Source organism: Providencia sp. PROV122 (genome assembly GCF_028482365.1).
Classification (GTDB): domain Bacteria; phylum Pseudomonadota; class Gammaproteobacteria; order Enterobacterales; family Enterobacteriaceae; genus Providencia; species Providencia stuartii.
Window position 1 is genome coordinate 37,215 of the sequence record NZ_JAMPQI010000020.1, and the last position, 24,965, is coordinate 62,179.

Annotated in this window: 20 protein-coding genes; 11 read left to right on the top strand and 9 right to left on the bottom strand. The window is 41.7% G+C overall.

The window, feature by feature from the left end; translation table 11 throughout:
* Positions 1–8: 8 nt before the first annotated feature.
* The 8 genes from sctE to uhpT all read left to right on the top strand — a co-directional run bounded on the left by sctE (position 9) and on the right by uhpT (position 9,928).
* Entirely contained in the window at positions 9–2,255 is a 2,247-nt protein-coding gene (sctE, locus tag PSE69_RS15055; RefSeq protein WP_154610358.1) for a type III secretion system translocon subunit SctE, read from the top strand.
* A 21-nt stretch (positions 2,256–2,276) separates the two neighbouring features.
* A complete protein-coding gene (locus PSE69_RS15060; RefSeq protein WP_230088975.1) occupies positions 2,277–3,584 on the top strand; it encodes a hypothetical protein in 1,308 nt (435 codons plus the stop codon).
* Positions 3,585–3,587: 3 nt separating this feature from the next.
* The gene (locus PSE69_RS15065; RefSeq protein WP_272675287.1) at positions 3,588–3,788 is read left to right on the top strand and encodes a hypothetical protein; all 201 of its coding nucleotides are present in this window, start codon (positions 3,588–3,590) and stop codon (positions 3,786–3,788) included.
* Positions 3,766–4,623, top strand: a complete 858-nt coding sequence (locus PSE69_RS15070) for a hypothetical protein (protein WP_272675288.1) — start codon at positions 3,766–3,768, stop codon at positions 4,621–4,623. Before PSE69_RS15065 ends, PSE69_RS15070 begins: the two co-directional genes overlap by 23 nt.
* 104 nt (positions 4,624–4,727) lie before the next feature.
* Positions 4,728–6,863: a hypothetical protein gene (locus PSE69_RS15075; RefSeq protein ID WP_121875111.1), complete on the top strand. Its 2,136-nt coding sequence runs from the start codon at positions 4,728–4,730 to the stop codon at positions 6,861–6,863.
* A complete protein-coding gene (locus PSE69_RS15080; protein ID WP_004926263.1) occupies positions 6,860–7,114 on the top strand; it encodes an acyl carrier protein in 255 nt (84 codons plus the stop codon). The genes PSE69_RS15075 and PSE69_RS15080 overlap by 4 nt, the downstream gene beginning before the upstream one ends.
* Before the next feature lie 595 nt (positions 7,115–7,709).
* On the top strand, positions 7,710–8,498 hold the full coding sequence (locus tag PSE69_RS15085) for an inositol monophosphatase family protein (protein WP_080728250.1): 789 nt from the start codon (positions 7,710–7,712) through the stop codon (positions 8,496–8,498).
* A gap of 29 nt (positions 8,499–8,527) precedes the next feature.
* Positions 8,528–9,928, top strand: coding sequence for a hexose-6-phosphate:phosphate antiporter (gene uhpT / locus PSE69_RS15090; RefSeq protein WP_121875146.1), 1,401 nt, complete (start codon positions 8,528–8,530; stop codon positions 9,926–9,928).
* 40 nt (positions 9,929–9,968) lie between these two features.
* Here the strand turns inward: uhpT and PSE69_RS15095 are convergent, their stop codons facing one another.
* Positions 9,969–10,685, bottom strand: coding sequence for a FadR/GntR family transcriptional regulator (locus PSE69_RS15095; protein ID WP_004926269.1), 717 nt, complete (start codon positions 10,683–10,685; stop codon positions 9,969–9,971).
* A gap of 216 nt (positions 10,686–10,901) precedes the next feature.
* Between PSE69_RS15095 and PSE69_RS15100 the strand changes: the two genes are divergently transcribed.
* A complete protein-coding gene (locus PSE69_RS15100; protein WP_060561529.1) occupies positions 10,902–12,212 on the top strand; it encodes an MFS transporter in 1,311 nt (436 codons plus the stop codon).
* A 43-nt stretch (positions 12,213–12,255) separates the two neighbouring features.
* Positions 12,256–13,446 carry a mannonate dehydratase gene (gene uxuA, locus PSE69_RS15105; protein WP_004926272.1) on the top strand — a complete coding sequence of 397 codons (1,191 nt, stop codon included), beginning with the start codon at positions 12,256–12,258 and terminating at the stop codon, positions 13,444–13,446.
* Between the two features lie 54 nt (positions 13,447–13,500).
* On the opposite strand, the gene PSE69_RS15110 is transcribed toward uxuA, so the two are convergent.
* From PSE69_RS15110 to PSE69_RS15145, 8 genes are all read right to left on the bottom strand, one after another.
* Positions 13,501–14,310: a hypothetical protein gene (locus PSE69_RS15110; RefSeq protein WP_230088974.1), complete on the bottom strand. Its 810-nt coding sequence runs from the start codon at positions 14,308–14,310 to the stop codon at positions 13,501–13,503.
* A 304-nt stretch (positions 14,311–14,614) separates the two neighbouring features.
* On the bottom strand, positions 14,615–15,991 hold the full coding sequence (locus tag PSE69_RS15115; protein ID WP_121875144.1) for an amidohydrolase family protein: 1,377 nt from the start codon (positions 15,989–15,991) through the stop codon (positions 14,615–14,617).
* A gap of 58 nt (positions 15,992–16,049) precedes the next feature.
* Entirely contained in the window at positions 16,050–17,000 is a 951-nt protein-coding gene (locus PSE69_RS15120; RefSeq protein ID WP_154610356.1) for a carbamate kinase family protein, read from the bottom strand.
* Positions 17,001–17,071: 71 nt separating this feature from the next.
* Positions 17,072–18,634, bottom strand: a complete 1,563-nt coding sequence (locus tag PSE69_RS15125) for a hypothetical protein (RefSeq protein WP_004926277.1) — start codon at positions 18,632–18,634, stop codon at positions 17,072–17,074.
* A 120-nt stretch (positions 18,635–18,754) separates the two neighbouring features.
* The gene (locus PSE69_RS15130; protein ID WP_004926279.1) at positions 18,755–20,170 is read right to left on the bottom strand and encodes a DUF1116 domain-containing protein; all 1,416 of its coding nucleotides are present in this window, start codon (positions 20,168–20,170) and stop codon (positions 18,755–18,757) included.
* A complete protein-coding gene (fdrA, locus tag PSE69_RS15135; protein WP_004926280.1) occupies positions 20,170–21,720 on the bottom strand; it encodes an acyl-CoA synthetase FdrA in 1,551 nt (516 codons plus the stop codon). The genes PSE69_RS15130 and fdrA overlap by 1 nt, the downstream gene beginning before the upstream one ends.
* Positions 21,710–22,639 carry a DUF2877 domain-containing protein gene (locus tag PSE69_RS15140; RefSeq protein ID WP_040132655.1) on the bottom strand — a complete coding sequence of 310 codons (930 nt, stop codon included), beginning with the start codon at positions 22,637–22,639 and terminating at the stop codon, positions 21,710–21,712. The genes fdrA and PSE69_RS15140 overlap by 11 nt, the downstream gene beginning before the upstream one ends.
* Positions 22,640–22,657: 18 nt before the next feature.
* Entirely contained in the window at positions 22,658–23,254 is a 597-nt protein-coding gene (locus PSE69_RS15145) for an ankyrin repeat domain-containing protein (RefSeq protein ID WP_004926285.1), read from the bottom strand.
* A gap of 768 nt (positions 23,255–24,022) precedes the next feature.
* Here PSE69_RS15145 and PSE69_RS15150 point away from each other — a divergent pair.
* The gene (locus PSE69_RS15150; RefSeq protein ID WP_004926286.1) at positions 24,023–24,955 is read left to right on the top strand and encodes a LysR substrate-binding domain-containing protein; all 933 of its coding nucleotides are present in this window, start codon (positions 24,023–24,025) and stop codon (positions 24,953–24,955) included.
* The last annotated feature ends 10 nt before the right edge of the window (positions 24,956–24,965 follow it).

Consider the following 24,965-nt stretch of genomic DNA (forward strand, 5'->3'; position numbering starts at 1 on the left):
GAAACAATATGGCAGCAATCACCAATATAACATCTGATAGGATAGGCCTAGTCAAAGCCTTTCAGCAAGGTGTTAATCCATTAGAAATGGGGGATAACATCGCCAAAGCGATGTTAAGTATGGAGACCGCATGCGAAGAATTAACATCAAATGAACAAGTGAAACGCAGTAAATTAGAAAGCCAGCCGCAACTGCAAGAGCCGAAAAAAGGCGTGAATGCAAGAGTGTCAATGATGGAGGCTTTCTCATCGATACGTAAGATATTAGGTGAAAATAATATCAATGAATTACGTAATCAACTGCATCAGTTAAATATTGAATCCGATGCGCTGAGGCAACATGGCAATGCGTTATTAGATTCATTTGTAAAAAATACAGAAAAACTACAGCAAGCTGAAAAAGATGTGAATGCTATTTGCGTTGACCATACTAATACCAAAAATGAGTTAGAGGAGCTAACGAAAACACAGACCCAGCAGCAAAATCGACTGAATGAAAATAAGCAGGCGTTAGCCAGTAAAACGAACGCACTCGATTTTGCTAAAGCGAGTTTAAGTGGGATACCAAAACCCCCTAAAACAGCCGATGACAAGCAAGATGCGCAAAAACTGACTCAGTTAATTGAACAGCTAACAACGGAAGTGAATGAGCTTAAACAGCAGGGGGGACAATTAACGACTCAGCTTGCGCAAAGTAATACCCAACTTGCTGATTTAGAATTAAAACTATCTACGATTGAAAGCAATCTTAAGGCCGCGTATTCGACAGCAGAAAAACTTACTGTGGCTGCTAATAGTGATCGCGACGTTTTAAATAAATTTATCCAAAATGCACCACGCCCTGTCGAAGTCGACGGTGAAAAGTGGGAAAACACGCTTGCTCTATTGACCATGTTAACCGCATCGCTGAAAAAAGCGATGAATGAAAACTCTATCCGCAATATGAAAGAGCAAGAAGAGGTGATGGCTAAGATCAGCGAAGCCTCTCGTAAAGATTCAGAGAAAAAAGCCAAAGAAGCCGAAGAGGCTCAGCGTAAAGCAGATGCTGCCAATAAAGCCGCATCGTGCGCCAGTAAGATTTTTAGCTACGTCATGTTAGCGGTTTCTGTTATTGCGACAGTCGCAACATTCGGCGCGGCTGCACCATTAACCCTTGCCGTTGCCGCAATCGGTATCGCCATTTCTGTCACTGATATCGTGTTGGAAGAGACGGGTAATGCAAGTTTAATGCAGATGTTAGCGACGGAAATTTCAAATGTTGTCACGGATATGTTGATATCGTTTGGGATGTCTGCCGAAGAGGCGAAAAAGATTGGTAGCATTGTTGGCATGGTTGTCGCAGCCGTCGCTTTTCTGGCGCTCTCTTTGGTTTCTATGTCCTCTTTTGTGAAAAACATCGCCAATACCGTAAAAACGGTCGTCAAAATTGCGGCCAATACGCTGAAAACTGTCGTGAAAAGCACATTAAAGGCGATGGCGAATACGATCGTCAATCTCGTTAAAAACCTGCTCAGCAAAATTAAAACGTTAGGCAAAGCCGCGGATGACATGGTGGTATTAACGAAATTTACTAAATTAGCCGATGCGGCGGAAGAGTTACAAAGTACCGTTAAAACAGCCAATCAGGTCGTGAGGAAGGCTCGTGATATTAAAAATATCGCAAAAGCCGTTGATAGGACGCATGAGCAGGCTGATAGCATCAAAGATACTGCAAAAGCGGTCGACAAGTTACATGAACAGGCAGACAGCGCTAAGCATGCAGTGAAAACGGTTAATCAGGTGAATGAACAAGCAGACGGTATTAAGGATGCCGTGAAAACCGTTGATAAGGTGCATCAGCAAGCAGATAGCATCCAAGATACGGTGAAAGTGGTCGATAAAGTCGCTGATCAGGTTGATGATGTTGCTGATATCGTTGATACAGGGAAAAAACTGGGCAAACAGAGCCTATTAGCGTCACGTGTCGAAGTTGGTGCGAAAGGGGCTGGCGTTGCAATGTCAGTGACAAGTGCGGTGACTGTTGGAGCATTACGCTTAGAAGGAGCTGCGCAACTACGAGAGCTTAAGACGTTATTCGCCAAAATGATGATGAATGATGAAATCATTAAAGTCCTCGATGAGTTGCTTGAGTCTCTGATTAAGATGCTGTCAAAACAATATGAGGTGTTTAATAACCTATTTACTGACACGCTGACCTCATTGAAACAATCAAATGAGCGTAAAGCCAATTCAATCAATCTCTCTAATTATGCCTAATTTTCATTAAGGAACTCTATTATGACGACTATTTCCTCACCAATGCCGTTTTCTATTCCAACCCAAAAGTTAGGCAATCTTGAGGGGCTGACTACTTTAACCGGTAGCGAAACTCAAACGATGTCAACGCAAGCACCAGCACAGCAAGTGTCCATCAAAGATGCTGTCGATATTACTGTGCCACGAACGCAAGATAAGCCGTTATTAAAGCTCCCTGAGCAAACGACGGTTAGTCCATCACTCCTGTTTGAAGTGAAAAACATGAACAAGGTCGAGCTTGAAGAGACCTCGAAAGTCATAGGCGGATTTTCATCGGCTTATGCAAACCTTCAGGAGCATATTGCCGTCACAGCAATCAAAGTTGAAAAAGCCGTCAGAGAAGTGATAACGGAAGAAAATAGCAAGTTGGAAAAAATGTTCCCAACAATCGCTAATTTGGACGAAAGCGAGATCAAGCAATTATCTCAAGGGGTTAATTTAATGCTGGCAGCCTCGGCAATTAAAGATGTGCAAGTGGCTCAAGCAAATAGTGAGGATGTAAAACCTGGTATTCAGTCACTTGACGCAATAAAAGAGAGCCAATTTATCGGCATTATGAGTAGCGATATTTTAATGGAGCTACGTAACCTACTGAGCCAGATTAAATCGATTATTAATACCGCTGATCGCCAACTACAAGCGGATTTTTTAAAGCTAAAAACGCAAATGGTGCAAAGTGCAGCAGATACAACGATTCAAGAGGGTAAAAAAGCATTTGAAGGAGCACTGATGGGATTTGCGGTTTCTCTGGGTGTAACACTTGCGGGGGCGGCATTACAAACTAAGCAATTAGTGAAACAAACCAAAGCTATTAATGTTCACGGTGTCGAAAGGCATAAATTATCTACTCAAGCACAATCAGAGATTGAAAGCAGTCGCCCATATATGAAAAAAACGGGAAATAAAGCGCTTGATCAACAAAATGAGTTACATGTTACTAACGTTCAAGATAAGGTTAAAGGATTGCAGTTAAAAGCGGAGCGGGAGCAACTGCAACTCGATCGAATTACCAACCAGACCCAAAAGAAATCGAGCATTATTGAAACAATGACTCGTTTATCCGATAACGCAGGTCAATTGGTAACTTCTGCGCTTAATATAGAGGTGAAAGCACTAGAAGCCCAAAAAATGGTGCTACAAGATATTGGTGATACTGCACGTGCTATAGCAAGTGATAAAGAAAAACAGATTGATACTGTTCTGGATTTGATGAAAAAAGTCTTTGATATTTTAAAAGAAATTATTGAGGGGCAAATCCGTACATTCCAAGCTGTTGCAACCAGAGGTTAGAGTATGAACGGAGTTAATATTGTTATCCAACCATCAGCTCTTGCTTCGATGACACCATCATCAGCGACAATAACTCATGATGATAGCGTGGTATCTCCACTGAATTTACAGGGGACATTTGTCCCCGATTTAGAACTCCCTATAGAGGAACGAGCTGAAAAAATCCTGCAGCAATATGGTGTTGACTACCCTGAAAAAAAATAATTACCTGATTTCTAATAATATGCAAGACCATGAGCAAATCTTGGCACTAACGAGACTTGCACAATTTGAATTTAAAGATTCAATGGATAAAACCAGTAATCTTATTGCCTCAATGTCGGCGGAAATTACAAAAACTGAGGATGGCCGATCGCACATTAAAAGTATCAAGGGGTTAATTGATAATATTAACTCTAACTACCAAAAAAGCTTTGGTGAAATAACTAAAGGGGCGACGAAATATATGGAAACGCTTAATAAAGCATTAGGCTTATTGAGTACTTATATTTCAGCAGGAAAAGATGGTAAGATACGCTTTGATAGGTCAAAGTTTAATAATCAATTTATGATAGCTCTAAAGGATTATGTTATACCGAAAACCGGTACGGAATGGGATGCTTGGAGAGAGAAAGTTATTGATGATGATAGAATAAGCGATTTTATTAATGATATCGCTTCTATATCTTTTAAAGAGGGGGTGACAAGATCTACTATAGAGGGGGTGGCAAGTTTTTTTAAGAAAAAATTAGAAGGGCAAGGTTTTATTGTGAAAGAAATAGATGGAAAAATTAAAATTTACCCTGATTTTAATGTTGTCAAGGAAATAAAAAAAATAGTTGATGGTGTTGGATTAGATGGTGATGATGACCTAATTTCCCAAGCGTTCCAAAGTATGCAAACGGCGATTGATAGTAAAAAAAATTCAGTGAATAATAGTGTATCCCGTTTATTAGAAGCTTTCCGTCAAGATAATAGCCATTTTGAAACTTTAACTCAATTATTAATTCAGTTATTAAAAGACCTATTTCAATATAATGCAGGTTTTGCTAATACATAACTGTTTAAAGACAATGTATCTTAATAGAGTGGGGTTTAAATACCCTGCTCTATTCTATTGTATCGAAATGGCTAATTATATTTATATAATTAAAAGGAGTTTCTATGCCAACAATCTCTCCCTCTACAACTATGCGAAGCACCGTTGAGCATAGGAGTAATATTCAGGCTAATGAATCCACTCATACATTGTTAAATGTTATGAATGGAGCTTTAAATATCGGTGATAGTAGCCCTATACAAATGGGAAAAAGAATCAATTTTTTTGTAAGTAGTAAAGTTCTACATCGTGAGCTTGATAGTGCTAAAGCAAATAACTTATTTACATTATTAAAAAACTCATCAGACAATTTAGTAGCAAAATATCATCTGACACCTGATATGATTGTAAATGTTCTAAGAGAAGACAAGAATAATATCAATGCAGTGTTAACTTCCTTTTCATTATTAAGCAAAGATGAAATTCCTTCTTCCGTATTAAATAGTCTTGCCAAAAATATTGCGGTGATGTCTAAGTCCTCAGCGGAAGTATCAAGTAAAACTTTAAGTAGCGAATTATTCAATTTATTACCTAAATTTGAAAGTAAACTGCAAACACGGTTTTTATCGGAATATGTTACGCCTGCGATTAAAGCTAAATTAAATGAAACTTATACTGATAGTCAATTGAAGCAGATGGCAGGTCTTGACTCTGCTCAACAGATTGATGATACAACACTGGTTAATCATTTTTTAAATCCAACGTTAGTACAGGAAAAACTAACAGGATTTGAGCGTGGGGTTAAGTCGAGCCAAGAGTTAAAATCTTGGAGTAATAAGAATTATAGATTGAATCAATGTTTTCAAAATTTAGAGGAACACATTGAAATTATTCTTGTAAATAAGCTGAGTGTACCGAGTGCAGATCATGCTCCTGTACAGATGAAACCAAAAGTAACAAGACAAGAACAGCCAACTTTATTGACCAATCCACAGCAGTCAGATGATGTGGATGGTGTGCCATATCAAACCAGTAGCCAAACGTCAGCGCCGATCATCAATAATTATTATATAACTAATAATTATGCTTGCCCTCACTGTATTTGTAAGGTGTCCGATACACCGAGTCGTTATGGTAGTGTGGCAACGACGGTAAATATTGACAGCGCGGCCTCTTTTCAGGCGGCGCCGAGTAAGACGATAGCGCAAAAAACCGCGACACCAGCGGCGGAAACCCCAACAACCTACCGAACTGAATTGCATGTTCAGCTCAGCGGTGACGGGAAAATTGTAAAACAGGATAGCCCGACACCGCCAAATAACGCCACTCAAGTTGATGATAGCGCCTCTCACCAGCCAGCGTTAAAAGATAAATCGAGTGGTGAAACATCAGAGAGCACTGAGCCACAAACAGGGGTCAATGAGGCGATTCTGCTGCAATCCAATCAAGAAAAAGAGGCTCCTGAACTTCCTCCTCGCCATCAAATGGGGGGGTATACACGCACAATGGATGGTAAATGGTTACCAAATACACAACAAACTGCCCCATTTGTGATCACCAGCGGGGGATTTAACCAAAGCACAAACCCTGTAGGCAGGTTGCAGTATAGCGCGAGTGATTCCAAGGTTGAGAGTGCAAAACCGACCGATCAACAGCTCATTGCAGCACAACGACAAAGAGCAGTAGATGGAATCGACTCTCAGTCGTTAGAAGAGCAAGTGACTCAACAGACAGATCATCTGTTTGATGCTCAGATACAACCGAATAGCCATTCACATTTAGTGGATGCGGCAAAGCAAGTGGCAACTGAATTAAGCAATATGCTGGATGTGGCAAATCGCTCTGCCATGGTGCTGAAAGACACGTCATTAGCGGCTGAACAAGCTACGCGCCAGTTAGATACACAACAATCACTAGATGATAAAGAGAAACCGGCTGTTCAATCGAAAGCAAGTTTTCCGTTGAGCAGCCATGCAAGTGGGATTTATCACGCTAAGGTGGCACAGGTTGTGGAAGAGCAGCCAACGGCAACAGTCGTTATTGAAAAAGAGAGTGCCGAACCGGTTGGAGCACAGCCTATTCATTATACTGAAACCACGGAGAAAAAAGCAGATAGCGATGTGACGAAGAAAAAATATCGTTGGCAGGTGAATACGGATAATCGGGTATATACGACGTCAGGTGGGCAGGCTAGAGATTTGTCACAGAAAAAACGTTATATCGGCGATGATCAGCGATTTAAATTAGGAAATGGGTCATGAGTACAGATAATTTAATTCATCAAACATGGCTGACGGAGCAAATAAAAGCGATCCGTGCCTATTCGGGGATCCATAAACCCATTACGATGGATTCGACCTTAATTTTAGATTTACATATTGATTCATTGGAAATGCTTGAGCTAATCACCGCCATTGAAGATTACACTGGCCAACGATTAAACGATAATATCTGGGTAAAATGGCATCGATTACAGGATATTGTTGATTACCTTTCTCAAACGAAGACCTGAAATTATTTTTACATCATGACCTGATAACAAGGATGTTCAGGTCATATCCGTGGTAATCGTACTTGTTCTATATACAACATCTTTAACAGTAATTCTGTTTACTGCTTAATGTTAAATTCACATAATATTAGACCATCTGTTTATTCTATTAATACAAACGTTTTTGTGTTTATATTGAAAAATAGCCATCGACGAGTATTTTCTCAAAACAACATATCACAAAATAAATCTGATTTAGCCAGTTAAAGATAATCTCATGGCAAATCCAAAAACCAGTGGTACTTAGGCGAGTCATTAACAAAAGGCTCGTTAGCGTTATCGCTTAAAATCGGTATTGAGTCATCATAAAAAGATTTGTTTTTGGGTTGATTATGAAAAATTTGTTTTAAAAAAACAAAAAATAGAAAATGAAAAATAATGGGGTTAATTTGATAATTTTATTTATGTTCTTTTTACAACAATAAGTTATTAAAAATAAAATATATTTTATAAAATAAAAATTACATTAAATCATCATCTCATGAAATCGATCACGGAATGTACGATTCGTTAAATATATATTTCGAAACATTAATTTCATTATCTGGAGATGGGGATGAATGCGATTTCAGCGAGATATACGTTTATTCAACAAGTCGTTATTGAAGCCGGCAAATTAGCCGTATCTTACTATCATGACCGAAACCAATTAAATATTGAAAAGAAAAAAGAGGATGGGCAGGATTTAGTCACTATTGCGGATAAAAATACGGAACAATTTATTCGTGAGAAAATTCATCAGCAATACCCCCTCGATGCTCTATTTGGTGAAGAAGGGGGTTATACACAAGGCGCATCGCAATATACTTGGGTTGTTGATCCTATTGATGGCACAAGTGCATTTATTTTTGGATTGCCTTCTTGGTGTATTGCGATAGCCCTCTTGGATGAACAACAAAATACACAAATTGCGGTTGTGTATGATCCCGTACAGGAGGAGTTGTTTCATGCAATGGCGGGTCATGGCGCTTATTTAAACCAATCACCTATCCAAGTTAATGCTGTTCAATCCCTGAATGAAGGTTTATTTGGCGTTGGTATTTCAACGCGTCTATCGCCTGAATACATTATTCCTTTTCTCGATAAATTGCTCCACGCAAAAGGAATGTTTATACGCAATGGCTCTGCCGCATTAATGTTGGCTTATGTGGCGGCTGGGAAATTAATTGGTTATTACGAACCTCATTTAAATTCATGGGATTGCCTTGCGGGCTTATTGTTAATTCAAGAAGCTGGCGGTGTCATGAATAACTATAAAGAAAAGGACGATTTCTTGTTAAAAGGGAATTATGTGTTGGCATCTAGTCCTGGGGTATATCAGCAACTCGCCTCATTTAGAGATTAAAATAATAAAATTAGTAAAAGGTCAATAATATGAGTTCTAAATTTTCGTTTTTTGATATTAAAAGGCTACCGGCAGGAAAAATACCCCTCTCTGTACAACGTGATTTATGGTTAAGAAAGTTTATGGAGCCATTCATCGTGATGTGTTTGGCTTATACAGGGATCTATTTTCTTCGCTATAATTTCAAAGCAGCAACCCCATTTATTATTGAACAAACCAGTTTTACATTAAGTGATTTAGGCACAGTTGGCTTTGGGTTCTCTATTACATACAGTCTAGGCCGTGTATTACTCTCGTATTATATTGACGGTAAAAATACCAAGAAAATACTCAGTTTCTTATTAATGCTCTCGTGTGCCTCTTCATTTGCTATCGGGATGTTTTTACTTTCGTCAGGGCATTCTCTCGGGATCTTTATTTTCTTATGGGCGCTAACGGGTCTATTTCAAGCGCCGGGCGGCCCTTGCTCTAATTCAACCATAAACCGTTGGACGCCAAGAAAAAATCGAGGCCGTTTTATCTCTTGGTGGAATGCGTCACATAATATCGGGGCAATTTTAACTGGGCCGATTGCATTATTTGGTATGGAATATGCCTTTAATGGCAATGTGGCAGGAATGTTTATTTTCCCAATTCTTTTTGCTGGGGTTATTGCTACATTTGGGATGTTTTTCGGTAAAGATGATCCGTCTGAGTTAGGGTGGAATACGCCAGAAGAGATTTTTGATGAACCAATCTCCAAAGATGATACCGCCGCGGAGAGTATGTCAAAATCTGAAATTTTTGTGAAATATGTGCTGAAAAATCCGGCGGTTTGGTTTTTATGTTTTGCCAACCTTTGTGTTTATACCATCCGTATTGGTGTTGATAACTGGAGTGTGGCATATGTCAAAATGGCGCTTGATTGGGATGATATTTCCGCGATAGGTACGATTACGGCATTAGAATTAGGCGGATTTCTAGGATCACTCACTTGGGGTTATGTGTCCGATAAAATGGGCGGTCGCCGCGCATTACTCGGTATGTTATGTATGATTTCAGTGATTTTCCCATTAATCGCTTATCAAAATATGTCCAGCGTATGGGGCATTTATATTGCATTGTTCTTTGAAGGATTCTTTATTTTTGGCCCTGTGATCTTAATCGGCATCTCTATCATTGGCTTTGCACCAAAATGTGCAACCGCGGTAGTGAACTCCATTCCAGGCTTCTTTGGTTATCTGTTTGGCGATGGAATGGCAAAAGTGTTAGTGTCTCGTATCGCTGATCCAACAGGGAAAGGTATCTCAGTGGGGGGCTTCACGTTTCATGGTTGGTCAGATACTTTCTATCTGTTATTTGCCGCAACCGCTGTAGGTATTGTGATGCTAGCGGTAGTCGCCTTCTATGAGGAGCGTAAAATTCGCCGTGACCGTAGTATCGGCCATTAAGTGATGTGTTTTCTACCCCATATACCTATGGGGTAGAGCATCATTCAATATTGAAGAAGCACTCATAGACATGTTGTAAATGGTTATGCATGCATTTGGCGGCTTCTTTAGGGTTTCTATCCAAAATTGCATTCACAATTAATTGATGGTCTTCATTCATGGTTTTGGGTAAATCAATATCCGCATAGTGTGACTCCATGCGAATAAAGCGTGTTGATTGTCGCATATCCCATAAGTGTTCCATCATGCTGTGTAATACTTCGTTGCCTGTCATTTCACTGATTAACAAATGGAAGCGTTTATCCTCGCGCAAAAAGTTTTCATCATTATCTTTTTGTTTGATGAGATCTTTCATAATCTCTTGTAATTCAGCACATTGTTCATCAGTTGCATTGCGGGCAGCAAGTTCTGCAATCATGGTTTCGAAAGATTGCCTCGCCTTCAATAAATCGCGTAAGCTAAATTCTGTTTCATCTTTTTCTGTTGCTGTACTGACCGCCTCTTTTTTGGGCTCAAACTGCGGTAACGGATTTGCCACATAGACCCCATTACCAACCCGAATTTCAATCCAACCTGTCATTTCCAGTGCAATAAAAGCTTCTCGGATGGATGATCGGCTGACTTCCATCTGTTTTGCCAGTTCTCGTTCAGAAGGCAACGGCTCTCCTGCGTTGAAATCGCCACGTTTTATACACTCAATAATAAGGTTTGAGATCTGGCGGTATAATCGTTCAACTTTCAGTGGGGCTAATGCCATGTTAATTCCTCGGTATGCTCATCCATATCGGCACATATCATACGCTTTAATCCTGATTGACTGCTAATCTGAATCACAAAAAAACAGATCTGTGAGCCATATCAAGTTAATTTTTTCTCAATTCAATAACTATAATACCGGCCTGACCACCTGACAATCAAGCCACTTGTCATTCAGGTCACATGACAACTATAATTACTTTTTGAGGATGTAACTATGCAGAGTTCAGCATCTGACATAACACCCGATAATATTGCAAAAACCGCCAGGATTAAGAAAATTCAACAGATCTCGTTACTGCTGCTGTTTCTAGCTGGGATCATTAACTTTCTTGACCGAGGCTCTCTTTCGGTCGCTAACGAAGCTATCCGAGCTGATTTAGGGCTTTCAGCAACTCAATTTGGTGTTTTGTTATCCGCTTTTTCATTATCTTACGGTATCTCACAGCTTCCTTCTGGTTTACTACTCGATAGGTTTGGCCCACGTATTGTGTTAGGAGCAGGATTAATTTTCTGGTCAACGATGCAAGGTATGGCAGGGTTGATCCAAAACTTCTGGCAATTTATTGCGCTGCGTATCGGCCTTGGGGTCGGCGAAGCTCCCTTTATGCCAAGTGGCGTTAAAGTGGTGAATGATTGGTTTAATGCCAAAGAGCGCGGCATTCCCATGGGGATATTCAACTCCTCTACCACAATTGGGCAGGCGTTTGCGCCACCTATCCTTGTGGCTCTCATGTTAGCGTTTGGCTGGCGAATGATGTTTATCATCATTGGTGTGGCTGGAATTTTAATCGGGGTGTGTTGGTATGCTTACTACCGTAACCGTGAATCATTAAAGCTCTCTGAAGAGGATTTGAAATATCTCAACTCAGGTCGTGAGGAGCAGCCAAAACAGAAAGTGACATTGAAAGAGTGGGGTGCTCTGTTTAAGAAACGTACAGTTTGGGGCATGATTTTGGGCTTCAGTGGCGTGAACTATACCGGCTGGTTATACCTTGCATGGTTACCAGGCTATTTACAGGCCGAACGTGGGTTGAGCTTGGCCAATACGGGGTGGGTCGCCGCTATTCCATTTTTATTCGGTTCGCTAGGGATGCTGGTCAATGGCATGGTGGCAGACCGACTGGCGAAAAAAGGTTATTCATTGATGAATAGCCGGAAAATCCTTATCTGCTTAGGGCTGATTTGCTCAGCGGCTTGCACTTTATTGGTCGTGCAATCGACATCTACCGCGATGGCAGTTGCTTTTATCAGCTTGGCGCTATTCTTTGTGCATTTTGCGGGCACTTCTTGCTGGGGACTCGTGCAAGTGGTGACACCAAGCAAAATGGTCGCTTCCGTAAGCAGTATTCAGAACTTTGGTAGCTTTGTTTTCGCATCATTCGCACCGATTGTTACAGGTTGGGTATTAGATACAACCGGTTCATTTAACTGGGCGCTCATTGTTTGCTCAATGGTGACCTTCGCGGGTGCATTAGCTTACTTCTTCATCGTTAAAACTCCGATTGAAGAAACTGTTACACAGTAATTTTTAGGGCACTTGTCTGTGCCCACATATTGAGGTGAGTAATATGGAACAAACATGGCGCTGGTATGGTCCTAACGACCCTGTTTCTTTGAGTGATATTCGCCAAGCAGGGGCGACAGGGGTGGTAACGGCTTTGCACCACATCCCAAATGGGCAAGTATGGACTATCGAAGAGATAGAAAAACGCAAGGCGGAAATCGAAGCTAAAGGCCTTGTCTGGTCAGTGGTAGAAAGTATTCCTGTTCATGAAGAGATCAAAACACATCGTGGTGATTATGAACAGCATATCGCTAATTACCAGCAATCGATTCGTAACCTCGCTGCATGCGGTATTGATACGGTGTGTTACAACTTTATGCCCGTACTGGATTGGACACGAACTGATTTGGAATACGAATTACCTGATGGTTCGAAGGCATTACGTTTTGATCAGATAGCATTTGCCGCTTTCGAACTGTATTTGTTACAGCGCGAGGGGGCTGAGCAAGATTACACGGCTGAAGAGCTTATTCAAGCCAAAGCTTATTATGAAGCAATGAGCCAAGCCGATAAGGATAAATTGGTTGGTAATATTATTGCGGGCCTGCCGGGAGCAGAAGAAGGCTATACCCTTGAACAATTCAAAGCACATTTACAAACTTATGCAGGCATTGATAAGGCTAAGTTGCGTGAGAATATGGCCTATTTTTTACGAGCCATTATCCCCGTAGCAGAAGAGGTTGGCGTGAAAATGGCCGTTCATCCTGACGATCCACCGCGGCCTATTTTAGGTTTACCGCGGATTGTTTCAACGATTGAAGATATGCAATGGCTAAAAGAGACGGTGGATAGCCTTCACAACGGTTTCACTATGTGTACAGGCTCTTACGGCGTGAGAAGCGATAATGATTTAGTCAAAATGATTGAGCAATTTGGTGATCGTATTCATTTTACACACTTGCGCTCGACGTGCCGTGAAGATAATCCAAAAACGTTCCATGAAGCAGCGCATTTAGGGGGCGATGTGGATATGTTTGCCGTGGTTAAAGCAATTTTGGCGGAAGAAGATCGTCGCCAAAAAGTCGGTAATATGCGGCGCATACCAATGCGTCCTGATCATGGGCATCAAATGTTGGATGATCTGCAAAAGAAAACAAATCCAGGTTATTCTGCGATTGGGCGTTTAAAAGGATTAGCGGAAGTTCGTGGTGTTGAATTGGCGATTAAACGAGTCTTTTTCCCTGATTTAAAATAATTCTGAGTACTAAGTGAGTTGGGTCTATCTAGGCCCAACTGGGTAATAAAGAGATTAAATTAGCCCTTCTTCCTGTAATGCGAGATGAAAGTGTTGCACTTCTTCCGGAGTGGCTTGAATTCTTTTTAATGATAAATCCAATATATAAGGAATGTTTTTTTGCGGTTCACAAACGGCTAAAGCATATTTTTTGCCATTTTCTTCGAAGACTATAGGGGATGTTTTTTTATTGCCTGAATAGCCAGTCGATATTTTTTTACCATCTAAATTGAATTTATAAGAAACCATCAATAGGCGGTTAGAATTAACAACTTTGGCAGGAACAGCGATAAGTTTTAGTGGCATTTTGCCGCTAGATAATAATACTTTTCTGATCTTATTGTTCGCTATGTAGCGGTAAATAATAAATACAAGGCTAAAAATTAATAATGCGATGATAATAATTGTAGTTACAAAGCGGAGCATCACATTTTCGACAGCCACATCAACCGTTAAGCGTGATAGATCATTGGCATCGGCGATTGGTTGCACGGCAACATTTCGTGAAGTTCCTAGGAAACCAAAGCTATGTGAAACAGTGTGGCCGCGGTATGTCACCTTAACATTACAATGGGTAATAACCATCAAACTTGATCTACAAGAGCCATTTATATTGGCATTAACAGGAACCGCATTTTGACCAATTTTATAGTCATACGCGATACCAGGTAATTGAAAAGCAACAAAAACGGTTAAACCGATAAGAACGAGAACAAGAAAAATTAAGCGTATTATGCCACCATCCCCTTTTAGTGGGGTTAACTGTAATTCTCTTGTAGGAAATGCTTTTATTAATTTTTCAGGTAATTGAATATTATCTTGCATAGTAGTAGTGCTCATTGGAAATTAGAGGTATGAATTATAATAATTAAAAAAAACCTGATAATAGGATTACTACCAAAATAGTATTTTTTTGAGTACAAAAGGGATTGCAGATAGGATGAAATAATTTAGTGACTAGATAAACAAGGGGATTCAATATCTGGTATCAGTTACACTACACATATTTATCGTAGCCGAAAGATAAATAAAAAATAGATTTAAAATAGGGTTAACATAATACAAGAATAAAAAGAGAGCCGCATATACGAAACTCTCTTTTTAAGAGTAAAGATGATAGCATCTTAAATTAGCTTATTTGTTTTTTAATCGCGCCTGACGCTAAGCTCCCTTTGTGGAAACTGGCTTGCCTTGGCGAAATTCGGGCGACCGCCTCTGCGGAGCAGGATGCATCGACGAGTACAAAGCTGGCATCATCCCCAACTAATGGCCACACTTGTTTACCTTTGTCATCTAATGGCAACTTATTACCGGTGGCAATTGCCAGTGAACGTGATAGGGATAGTTCATCGGGGCGGGTATAGAGCTGGGCATATAAATTCGCTTTTTCTAACATATCACCGAGGCCAAATGGCGACCAATGATCAACCACGCTATCGGTTCCAGACATCACAAAGACACCGTTTTCATTGAGTGTTTTTAGTGGCATATGTAAGGTGCCAATAGGCACTGTGGTGGCGATAGTTATGTGTTGTTCGGCGAGTCGGTGTGCAGTTTCTTGTGCCTGCTCAGGTGTCAGTGTTGCAAGAGCAAAAGCATGGCTAATAGTCACTTTACCACGAAGAGTGCGGTTTTTATCGACGGTATCAATAATATAGTCGATAGCTGCGCGACCAGCTGGGCTTGTTTCATGCAAATGAATATCGACCCCTTTATTATAATCTAGCGCTATCTGGAACATGGTATCGAGCGATTTTTCCATTGCGCCATCAACGTTCGTGGGATCAAGTCCACCCACATAGTGCGCCCCTGCCTGCATTGCCTCTCGCATTAATGGCTCTGCTTTGGATAACAATAACCCATGTTGAGGAAAGGCAACAATTTCACAAGTTAGGTCTTGCTGGTGCTGATCAAGAACTTGAGTGAGCGCTTCAAGGTTCTTAAGACCGGAAACGGGTTCAATATTACAATGACTGCGGGCTATCGTTGATCCTTTGGATTGGATCAGTTTGATAAGCGCATGTGCGCGCTCTTGAGTATACGGCTGTAATTCCGGCAACAACTTTTGCTCAAGCGCTATCATATCAAGGATAGTTTTACCTTCTCGTGATTCGGGAGCTTGCCAAGGTCCACCATAAAAGGTTTTATCCAAGTGAATGTGCATATCACGAAAAGCGGGTAGCATGAGTTTACCATCTGCACTATAGGCTGCTAATTGCTTATCAATATGCTGTTTATTCGCGAGAAGTGCTGCAATTCTTCCATTTTTAATTTCAAGGGTGTGTAGGGCCGTTTTGGTGCCAATCACGCTCGCATCACGGTAACGAAAGCCTGTTTCCAGTAACACATCATCAAGATAGTAGTGATCATCTTTAATGGTGGTCGTGCTATTTAATGAGGTGGGGCCATTATCTGCGGCAGCAATACCGGATATCGCTCCAAATAGCGTGCAGGTGGCTGCCAGTTTTGCACTCGTTGAAAGAAACTCTCTTCTGTTGGATGGCATAAAAACTCCTTAATGAGAGGGTTGCAAGTTACTCGGCGTAACCTGCAATCGTGTGGGGCTAACCTTGAACAATGTGCGTGCCAGTTTCACCGCGTAAGGCTTGTGGCAATCTCTCAGGCGTTGTAATGATCACGCGTTTGCCACCATTGGCGAGAAATGACAGGCTGGCTTCAATTTTGGGTAACATACTTCCCGCTGGAAAATGCCCTTCACGCATATATTGCAGCATCTCTGTTGTTGTCGCCTCCCCAAGCGCTTGTTGCTCAGGTTTGCCAAAGTGAATACACACTTTCTCTACGCCAGTGGTGATAATCAAAATATCGGCTTTTAACTCTTTTGCTAGCAATGTGGTTGATAAATCTTTATCAATGACGGCGTCGACACTCTGGAAACCGCCATTCGTATTTTTAATAACAGGGATCCCCCCGCCACCAGCCGCAATAACAACATAGTTATTTTCACTGAGTGTCCGAATAGCCGCTGATTCGACAACACTCTTAGGCGCCGGTGAGGCGACGACACGGCGGTAACCTCGGCCAGAATCTTCAACAAAATGCCAGTCGGGATTGGCTTTTTTTAACTTCTCAGCTTGTTCTAGGCTGAAAAATGCGCCGATAGGCTTGGTCGGTGAGTGGAAATTAGGATCATTTTTATCGACTTCAACTTGAGTCACAATGGTCACCGCTTGGCGGTGATGGCGTTTTGCCAAGGCGTTTGTCAGGGCTTGCTGGATCAAATAGCCAATACCACCTTGTGTATCGGCGACACAGTTTGCTAATGGTGTGAGTGGTAGCCCTTCAACGGTGTGAGCGATTTCGGCACGGCGTAAATCTAATCCCACTTGAGGGCCATTACCGTGAGTCAGAACAATATTGTAATTACCCTCAAGCATATCACAGACATGGGAAGCGACCTCTTGTACCGCTTTTTCTTGAGCTTCAATCGATTGGCCGTTGTTATCTTTGATAATACTGTTGCCCCCGATGGCAACAACCACGAGTTCTTTCATTGTTATTGTATCCTGATACAGAGTCTATAAGTCGATGTGCTCAGCACATCGACGATCGGAGGTTAATGGCATTACACTGATTTGCTGATTTTCTCAGCGGTTTCAGGTTGTTGCGCTTCTATTGATTTCCCTTTATCTAAGAAGTATTTCATCACAAATAAGCCCGACATCATGAGGTAAGCGTATACAAACATCAAGGCGGGTCCTTGTGCTATCCCTACCATCGGTGAGTGGATAATACCGAAGAATACCAGTAGCGCGCCTACGGCGGCTGTTATAGCCCCACGTAGTGGCTGATTGAGAATGGCAAAGATAGCGATACAGCCCCATAACATACTGGCTAATGGCGCACCATTCCCAAGATGGACTAAACCTTGGTAGTAAACACCTTTACTGAGTAAGACATCTGTGCCGATTTGTGCCGCAGAAGTACCCGCCGCCCCCATCATGCTGTTCATCATGGTCAGTGCCCAGTTGGCAATCCAAGGGAACAGACAGATAAAGATGACAGGCACTTCCACTTTCGGTGTCTCTCGCACCACTTGGTTAGCAGTGACAACACCTATAAACACTAGGATAGGCACAATAGCCGTCATCGGAATTATGGCTAACATAAAAGCGCCTAGACCGAACAACGGTACGATGAACATGGTAATACCAGAGGCGAGTGTATAGCCGATACTGGCTCCCATAGCTTTCCAACCTGCATGACCCACATAGACAGTGACAGGGAATGGGTTACCCATAAAACAGCCTACAGTAGAGGATAATCCATTAGCTAACATTACTTTACGGGTATTGTATTCATCGCCAGCGGCATGGGCGCTCTCAATATTTTCAAGGTCGAAAATATAGTTTGCTAAGCCTAATGGTACGGCTGAAGCCAAGTAGGGTAAGGCATGTGGTAACCCCTGTAAGAAGCTATCAATATGAATACCGGGCGGGTTAAAGCCAAATGAGGCAACGGAGGCTTTAATGGCTTCAGGACTTTGTAAGCCAGAGACCCACGCCAGCACAGTTCCTGCAATAAGCAGTAATAACCCCGTTGGAATACGCGCAAAGATAGGTTTTTTACCAAACCAGTTGATAAAAATGAGCAGTAATACGATAAATGAAACGGTAGGCGCTTCAAAAGCCTGTAACATCGGGTTCATTGCCAGTAATAGCAAACCTAACCCAGAGAGACAGGAGAGCAATACGGTGCGAGGGATCATTTTACGGATAGTTTCGCCGAGGAATGAGCCACCGACAAGGATCATCGATTCTACAAAACACCAAACCAGTGCGATTTGAATCGCAAACTCGGCATTTTGAGTCGTTTGGTAAACAGGCATGATGACCAAAAAGGTCACGGTAAAGATAGAGGGAGCGCTTGGGCCGGAAGGCAGTGCGGTGACATCATCGCGCCCAGTCTGTTTGGCGAGTTGCTGACCAAAATAGGCATAGCTGATACTCGCTAGCAATACGGCAAAACCAAATGCAGGTGCAATACGTCCATAAACAAGATCTTTAGGGATGCCGACGACAAAGATCAGTAATCCCATCATAGTGAGCAGATTGGTTAAGTTATTGGTCATCAGCCCGAAGTAGGCCGCCCAGTCACCACGTTTCCACTTTAGTTTCGTTACACTCATGGAATGTATCCTTCAAAGAAGAGACTGCGGGGGCAGTCATGATTAAAAAACCTATTGCTCAGGTGAATCACAGCGTATTATTATTAATTGCCCAACCGAAGTTGGGCTTATTATCGGCGACTAGGCGTATTTTTCGGCGTAAGCCAACATAGCTTTTTCAAAGCAGTCGAACGGGGGATGCACAATACCAGCCCCGATCATACCGATACCTGCGTCTTTGTGGGCGATGGCCGTATTGATGACCGGAAGGATACCGCTGGCGGCAACCTTGGTAATATCAATGGCTGTGGGGATCCCCATAAAACCTAACAGCGGGATCGTGACGTTAGGGTTTTCACCTAATGTGATCTCTCGCATTTGACGTGAGAAATCGATGGCCTCTTCAACGGTTCCTCCGACCAAAGCGACAATGGCAGGAGCGGTTGCCATGGCGAATCCGCCAATGCCATAAGTCTCGGTAATGGCGGAATCACCGATATCGAGGCCTGAATCTTCGGGTTTATAGCCAGCAAACATCGGGCCGATAACTTGCTGTGAAGGGCCTGTAAACCATTGACCTGGTAGCCCACTGATACGTAATCCAAATTCATAACCATTACGCGCCATGGTGGTAACGACGGTGCTGTATTCGATACCATGAGCCGCATCCATCGCCGCTTTACACATCGCCATCCATGTAGGGCCAGAGAAGTAATCGCTGCTTGCGACAAAATCAAAAACGTCTTTTTGTTGAGCAACTGAGAAATCCGTTTGGATGATATAAGGGGTCAGTGCTTGGATAAGCAGCGTGGTGCCTGCGTTATTACGGTTATGGCACTCATCCCCCATATGCAGTGCTTGAGCCAACATCAGACGCAAGTCGATTTCGCCGGCCAGCTTCATAGCATCACGTAGCATTGGGCCTAAAACATCACGCATCCAGTTCAAGCGGTCAATCACACTTTGGTCGTTGGCTCCCATGCGTAAAATTTTTGCCATTTGCTCACTGAGGTTGGTAAATGCGCGGTTACCATAGGTTTTGTTTTCGACAATGTGCATAAACATTGAGGCAGAGGTCACACCCGCCATAGAGCCAACACAGTCGTGTTCATGACAAGGGGAAAAAATAATCTCGCCAGAAGCGGCTACGCGTTCGGCATCTGCTAAATCTTTTGCTAGCCCTTCAAATACCAGTGCGCCAGTCACTGCACCTTTCATTGCGCCACACATGTCTTTCCATTCAACAGGCGGTCCAGCATGTAAGATGGTGTTTTTAGTCATCCCCGGTACGACGTTAATGGCTTGATCATAGCCAACAAGTACAGGTTGTGACTGAATAATGCGTTCTAAGGCCTGCGCATTGGCAGCGGCAATTTTCTCTTGTAATGCGCTATTACTTTCAATTTTATCTAATGCGTTGATCACGGCAATATTGCCTTGCCCAGGTGGCGTCCAATCTAAGTGCGTGACGGGAACATGCTGCTTTTTAAGGTCATCACTGAACATTTCGATGCCCACGTTAATCACATTTAATGGCTGTTTAAATAATGAAGTCATTACGCATTCTCCCCTTTCCAGACAAATTCGCGGGCTAACAAACCAGTGTTGGTGCTACTACTTGCCCAAATCACACCTGCATCGGTGAGCATTTTCACTTGGGCATCCATGGATGGAGTGTCTTGGTCAGTACCGAGAACATAACCAAGGATTTCCAGCTCTCGACCCTCTTGTTTGGCAATCTCTTTTGCTGCTTTGATGGCATCGATCATTACGCCAACAGGATCTTCATGGGAGCCGTATCCCAGCACAAAATCCATAACGATAACGCCGACTTCTGGGTCACGAGCCTCTTGCAGTAGTCGTTCGATACGGTTGGTCGGATCAATCATTGGATGGGGTTTACCATTGGTGAAGTCATCATCACCAAAATCTAAGAAGGTGTGTGCGATGCTCTGGTTAAGATCGCTTAAGCGATATTCAGGGTTTGGCTGGATATTACTGTAGACATCATCATATTTTTCCAAAGCGGCAAACATCGCTTCATCACATAAGGTGCCACCACAAAATAGACCGCGAATGTATTTTTGCTTTGGTGATAGTTTGGCTCTGACTTCTTCAATGAGAGGCCAATTGAGTGAGTGTAAATTCAGTTGTTCTTTTTTGATACCGGTGAGTAAAACCGCTTTCAATGCTGCCTCTTTGGTGCTTTTAGCAAAGCTTAAGCCAGGCTTATCGTCGGGGATTGGCTGATTACCGAGGAAACAGACCACCACAGGTTTATGGCATTTTTCGGCTTGTGCTAAAACTTTTTTAGCGACGGTGGCGGCTGGTGGCTTAGAAATTAACACAATGACGTGAGTTTCTTCATCAGCATCAAGCATTTTTAGGGCATCAATCATCATGATCCCGCCGATCTTTTCACTCAGATCGCGTCCTCCCGTTCCGATCAGTTGTGAAACGCCCGCGCCAAACTCATGAATACGTACACTCAGTTCTTGGCTGCCTGTACCGGAGGCGCCAACAATACCGATATTGCCGCGACGAACGTTATTCCCAAAACATAAAGCCGCGCCATTGATTATTGCGGTTCCACAGTCTGGCCCCATCATCAATAATCCTTTACGGCTAGCAAGCTGTTTTAAGGCTAGCTCATCATCAATAGAGACATTATCAGAGAACAGCATGACATTAAGGTCATTTTCAAGAGCAATACGGGCTTCACGAGCAGCAAACTGACCATTAACCGAAATGACCGCTAAGTTGCTTTCTGGAATATGGCTATGTGCCGAATGGAGAGTGGCATATTTGGCTTCGTGTTGTGACCCACCTTGATTTTTCTTATTAAATAGCGCTTCAATGGCAACAAGCGTCGCCTCATTCGCTTCATCACTGGCGCCTTTAATGACAATCATTAAATCGCCATTTTTTGCCGCTTCTAATTCTGGTGTTAATAACCCTAAATTTTTCAGCACGCCTTTATTCATCTCTGTTGCCATTGCCACAAATGCCTGCTCAACATTGTCGAGTTGATTGGCTTTAGTGGAGATAGACATCAGTGATACGGAATCAAAATACGTATTCTTTTTGATGACAACTTTAGTCGACATACTTTTCTCCAAAGTAGAGGGTCAGGTACAGTGCATCACGAATGCCTAATAACATGTCGCTGCCTGAGCTTGACCCGATATCTAAAATCTTTTGCAACTGCGAATAAGGCTTGGCGTCATTTGTATTTGCAGTCGCTAATATGTGTAGTAGTTGCAGCAAATTTTCTCGATAGTGACGGTTTACTGCTTTTTCTAAGGTAATGGCACTGACTTTAGTGGTTGCCTCTTTAGCATGGCGAATACCCTGTTCAAAAAACGGATGCAGACATTGAGCTGGATGATGTTTAAGTAATAAAAACGCCATTAATCCAACCAAATAATCATCCCCAGATGGGGTCAAACCAATACCTAGGCCAATAAACTGCCTAACCATTTCAGGCAATTTTTGATGGTCTTTTTTCTTTAATAAATTAATCAGTTCAATGCGTAATGAATTTAATTTTTTTGCTGCGGTTAAATAAAATAAATTATCTCCATGATAATGAAATAAAGAGTGTCCTTCTCTGTTTAGCAAAACATCGATTACGCTTATTTGTGTATTTAAAAAGGATAAATAGGTTTTTTTATTGATGTTTTCTGGGATAAAACACACATTATTGGGCTGCCATGGATGGCAAAAGGAAAACGATATAAAATAATATTTACCCAAATACAGTGTTTTATTACAGAAATAAATATATTCCCCTTCTTTTAAATTTAATTTAGATAAGTCGTTATTCAATAATCGACAACTGTTAGGGGCATTATCTAATTCAGCACTGAGTAAAGTAAAAAGCGTATTATTAATAGAGATATTAATTGCTTTACGAAAAACTTGCTCTATTTGTCCTGAAAATGTAGGCTGATCGAATAAATTTAAAAATGTCGCATCAGCCGAAAGCCCAAACAGTTGTTGCCTTTGAGTCTTGGTCTTGTTCACAAGCCTCCTTGTGATGCACTATGCGCCCGCTGCGATTAGTAATTCAGCAATTTCGTGATAGCCTTTTTCGCGTGCTAGTTCTAAGGGTGTTTTACCGTATTTATCCGTCATATGTGGGTTGGCGCCGTGGTCGAGTAACAGCTTGACGATCTGTTGCTGCTTTTCGCCGCCATCATTTAATACGATGGCTTCAAGCAGTGGCGTCCAACCGACAAAGTTGGTGTGATTCACATTGATATCTGTTTTTTCGAGTAATTCACGGACGATTTCAACATGGCCTTTTTCGCTGGCGGGGGTGATCCCTACACCACCAAAGCGAGTTAATAAATCAAGATTGGGCTTAGCGGGAAGGACGATACGTAATAGGGTTAAGTCATTATTCAAGCAACTTAACAAAAAGGGGTTGAAGCAAGTTTGGTCTTGCTTATTAATATCCGCACCGGCATTAATGAGGAAAGTGACGCATTCGTAATGTTTATTTAAACTCGCATTTACGATAGCTGTCCGGCCTTGGCGGTTGGTAGTATTGATGTCCACTCCTTTGTCGAGGCAGTGCTTCAATAACGCTAGGTTGCCTTGTTCTGCTGCGGATAAAAACTCTTGCTCTAATGTCATGGTTTTCCCCTTATTTGGTTATCTGCATTTCATTGACGACAACCAAAATAGATAAAGACAATTTTAAATGTAATACCCAATCCGCATTATGTATGAGAAGAATGGGTATTTTTATGATGGATTAAGCATAGCAAGCTGTTGAAATAAATAGAATCCATTTAAAATTCATTCATCAATAGCAGCCTTGATTATTGAATTAAAATCAACAATTTCGTTTTTTTGTGCGCGAAAGCATAATTTTTCATCAATTCCTAGGCTTTTTTGCGTAATAAATGACCGAAACAATCCAATTTCACTGGTCAATCAGATAGGCAATAAAGGATTTAGTCAGTTTTGTGATAAGCATCAAACTAAAGGTTTTGCAACTGTTAAAAATGTGAATTAATTGATCGAGATCAGCGAGATTGTTAAGGGGATGCTCTAGTATTTATTTCAATGTTATTAATTATTTTGATTATAAATTAATGGGCTTTCTTTGCAGTTAATTCATCTAAAAAAGATAGTCCTGATAAATGGCTCAGTATGATAAAAGATTTCTTTTAAACGTAATAAAATGGTTGATAAACAACCAATATCTATAGGTTATTAAATATAATTCACATATATTCTTCTTACTTTAAGCGACAGGGTTGTTGGCGGTATTCACGGATCTGAGTCTCGCAGTGATCGATGTTGCTAGTGACCCCGCTATGTTCTGCCTTTCTGTAGCTCGAATTATTTTGATTATAAATTTTTTAATTTCTTTCTATCCAATTTCGGGTCACCAGTATGAATTCAATATTTACCGAAGAAAATTTACTGACATATACAACGGCTGCAAAATATGCCAGTTTTAGTAAGGCGGCAGAAGAGTTGGGGATCACCACGTCTGCGGTTAGTTACACCATTAAACGTATCGAAACTTATTTAGACGTGGTGCTATTTATTCGTGATACACGGAATATTGAATTAACAGAAGCGGGTTACTACTTTTACCGCAAAGCCACGGATTTATTAAATAACTTTCATCTGATCAAAAAGAGTATTTACTCTATTGAGCAGGGGATTGAGGCTCGGGTGCGTATTTGTATTAATCAGTTGCTATATACGCCTTATCACACTGCAAAGTTACTGCAAATCCTTAAAAAACAATTTCCGACTTGCCAAATAACAGTGACCACTGAGGTGTATAACGGGGTATGGGATGCCATCATCAATAATCTCTCTGATATTGCGATTGGTGCACCAGGCACTTTGATGGATGGCGGAGGCATTGATTATACGGAAATCGGGGCAATTCATTGGCAATTTGCCATTTCAGCAACGCATCCATTAGCGTTGATGCCTGAGCCTATCGCCGAAAGCCAATTGCGCTTATATCCTAATATCATGGTAGAAGATACAGCACATACCATTAATAAGCGGGTTGGTTGGCTATTGCATGGGCAAGAAGCGATACAAGTTCCTGACTTCAATACCAAATGCCAATGTCAGATTTTAGGTGAGGGGATTGGTTTTTTGCCGGATTATATGGTGAAAGAGCATGTTAAGAATGGCCTGTTGGTCATAAAACAGATCCAAAACCCACGGCAAGACTCGCACATGTTATTAGCAACTCAGCATTCTGCGACGGGCCTCGTGACACAGTGGATCCGTAGGGAATTCACCGCAAATGGGATTCTAACGAAACTCTATAGTGATTTGTTAAAACCCATTAATTAGCCCGTCACAT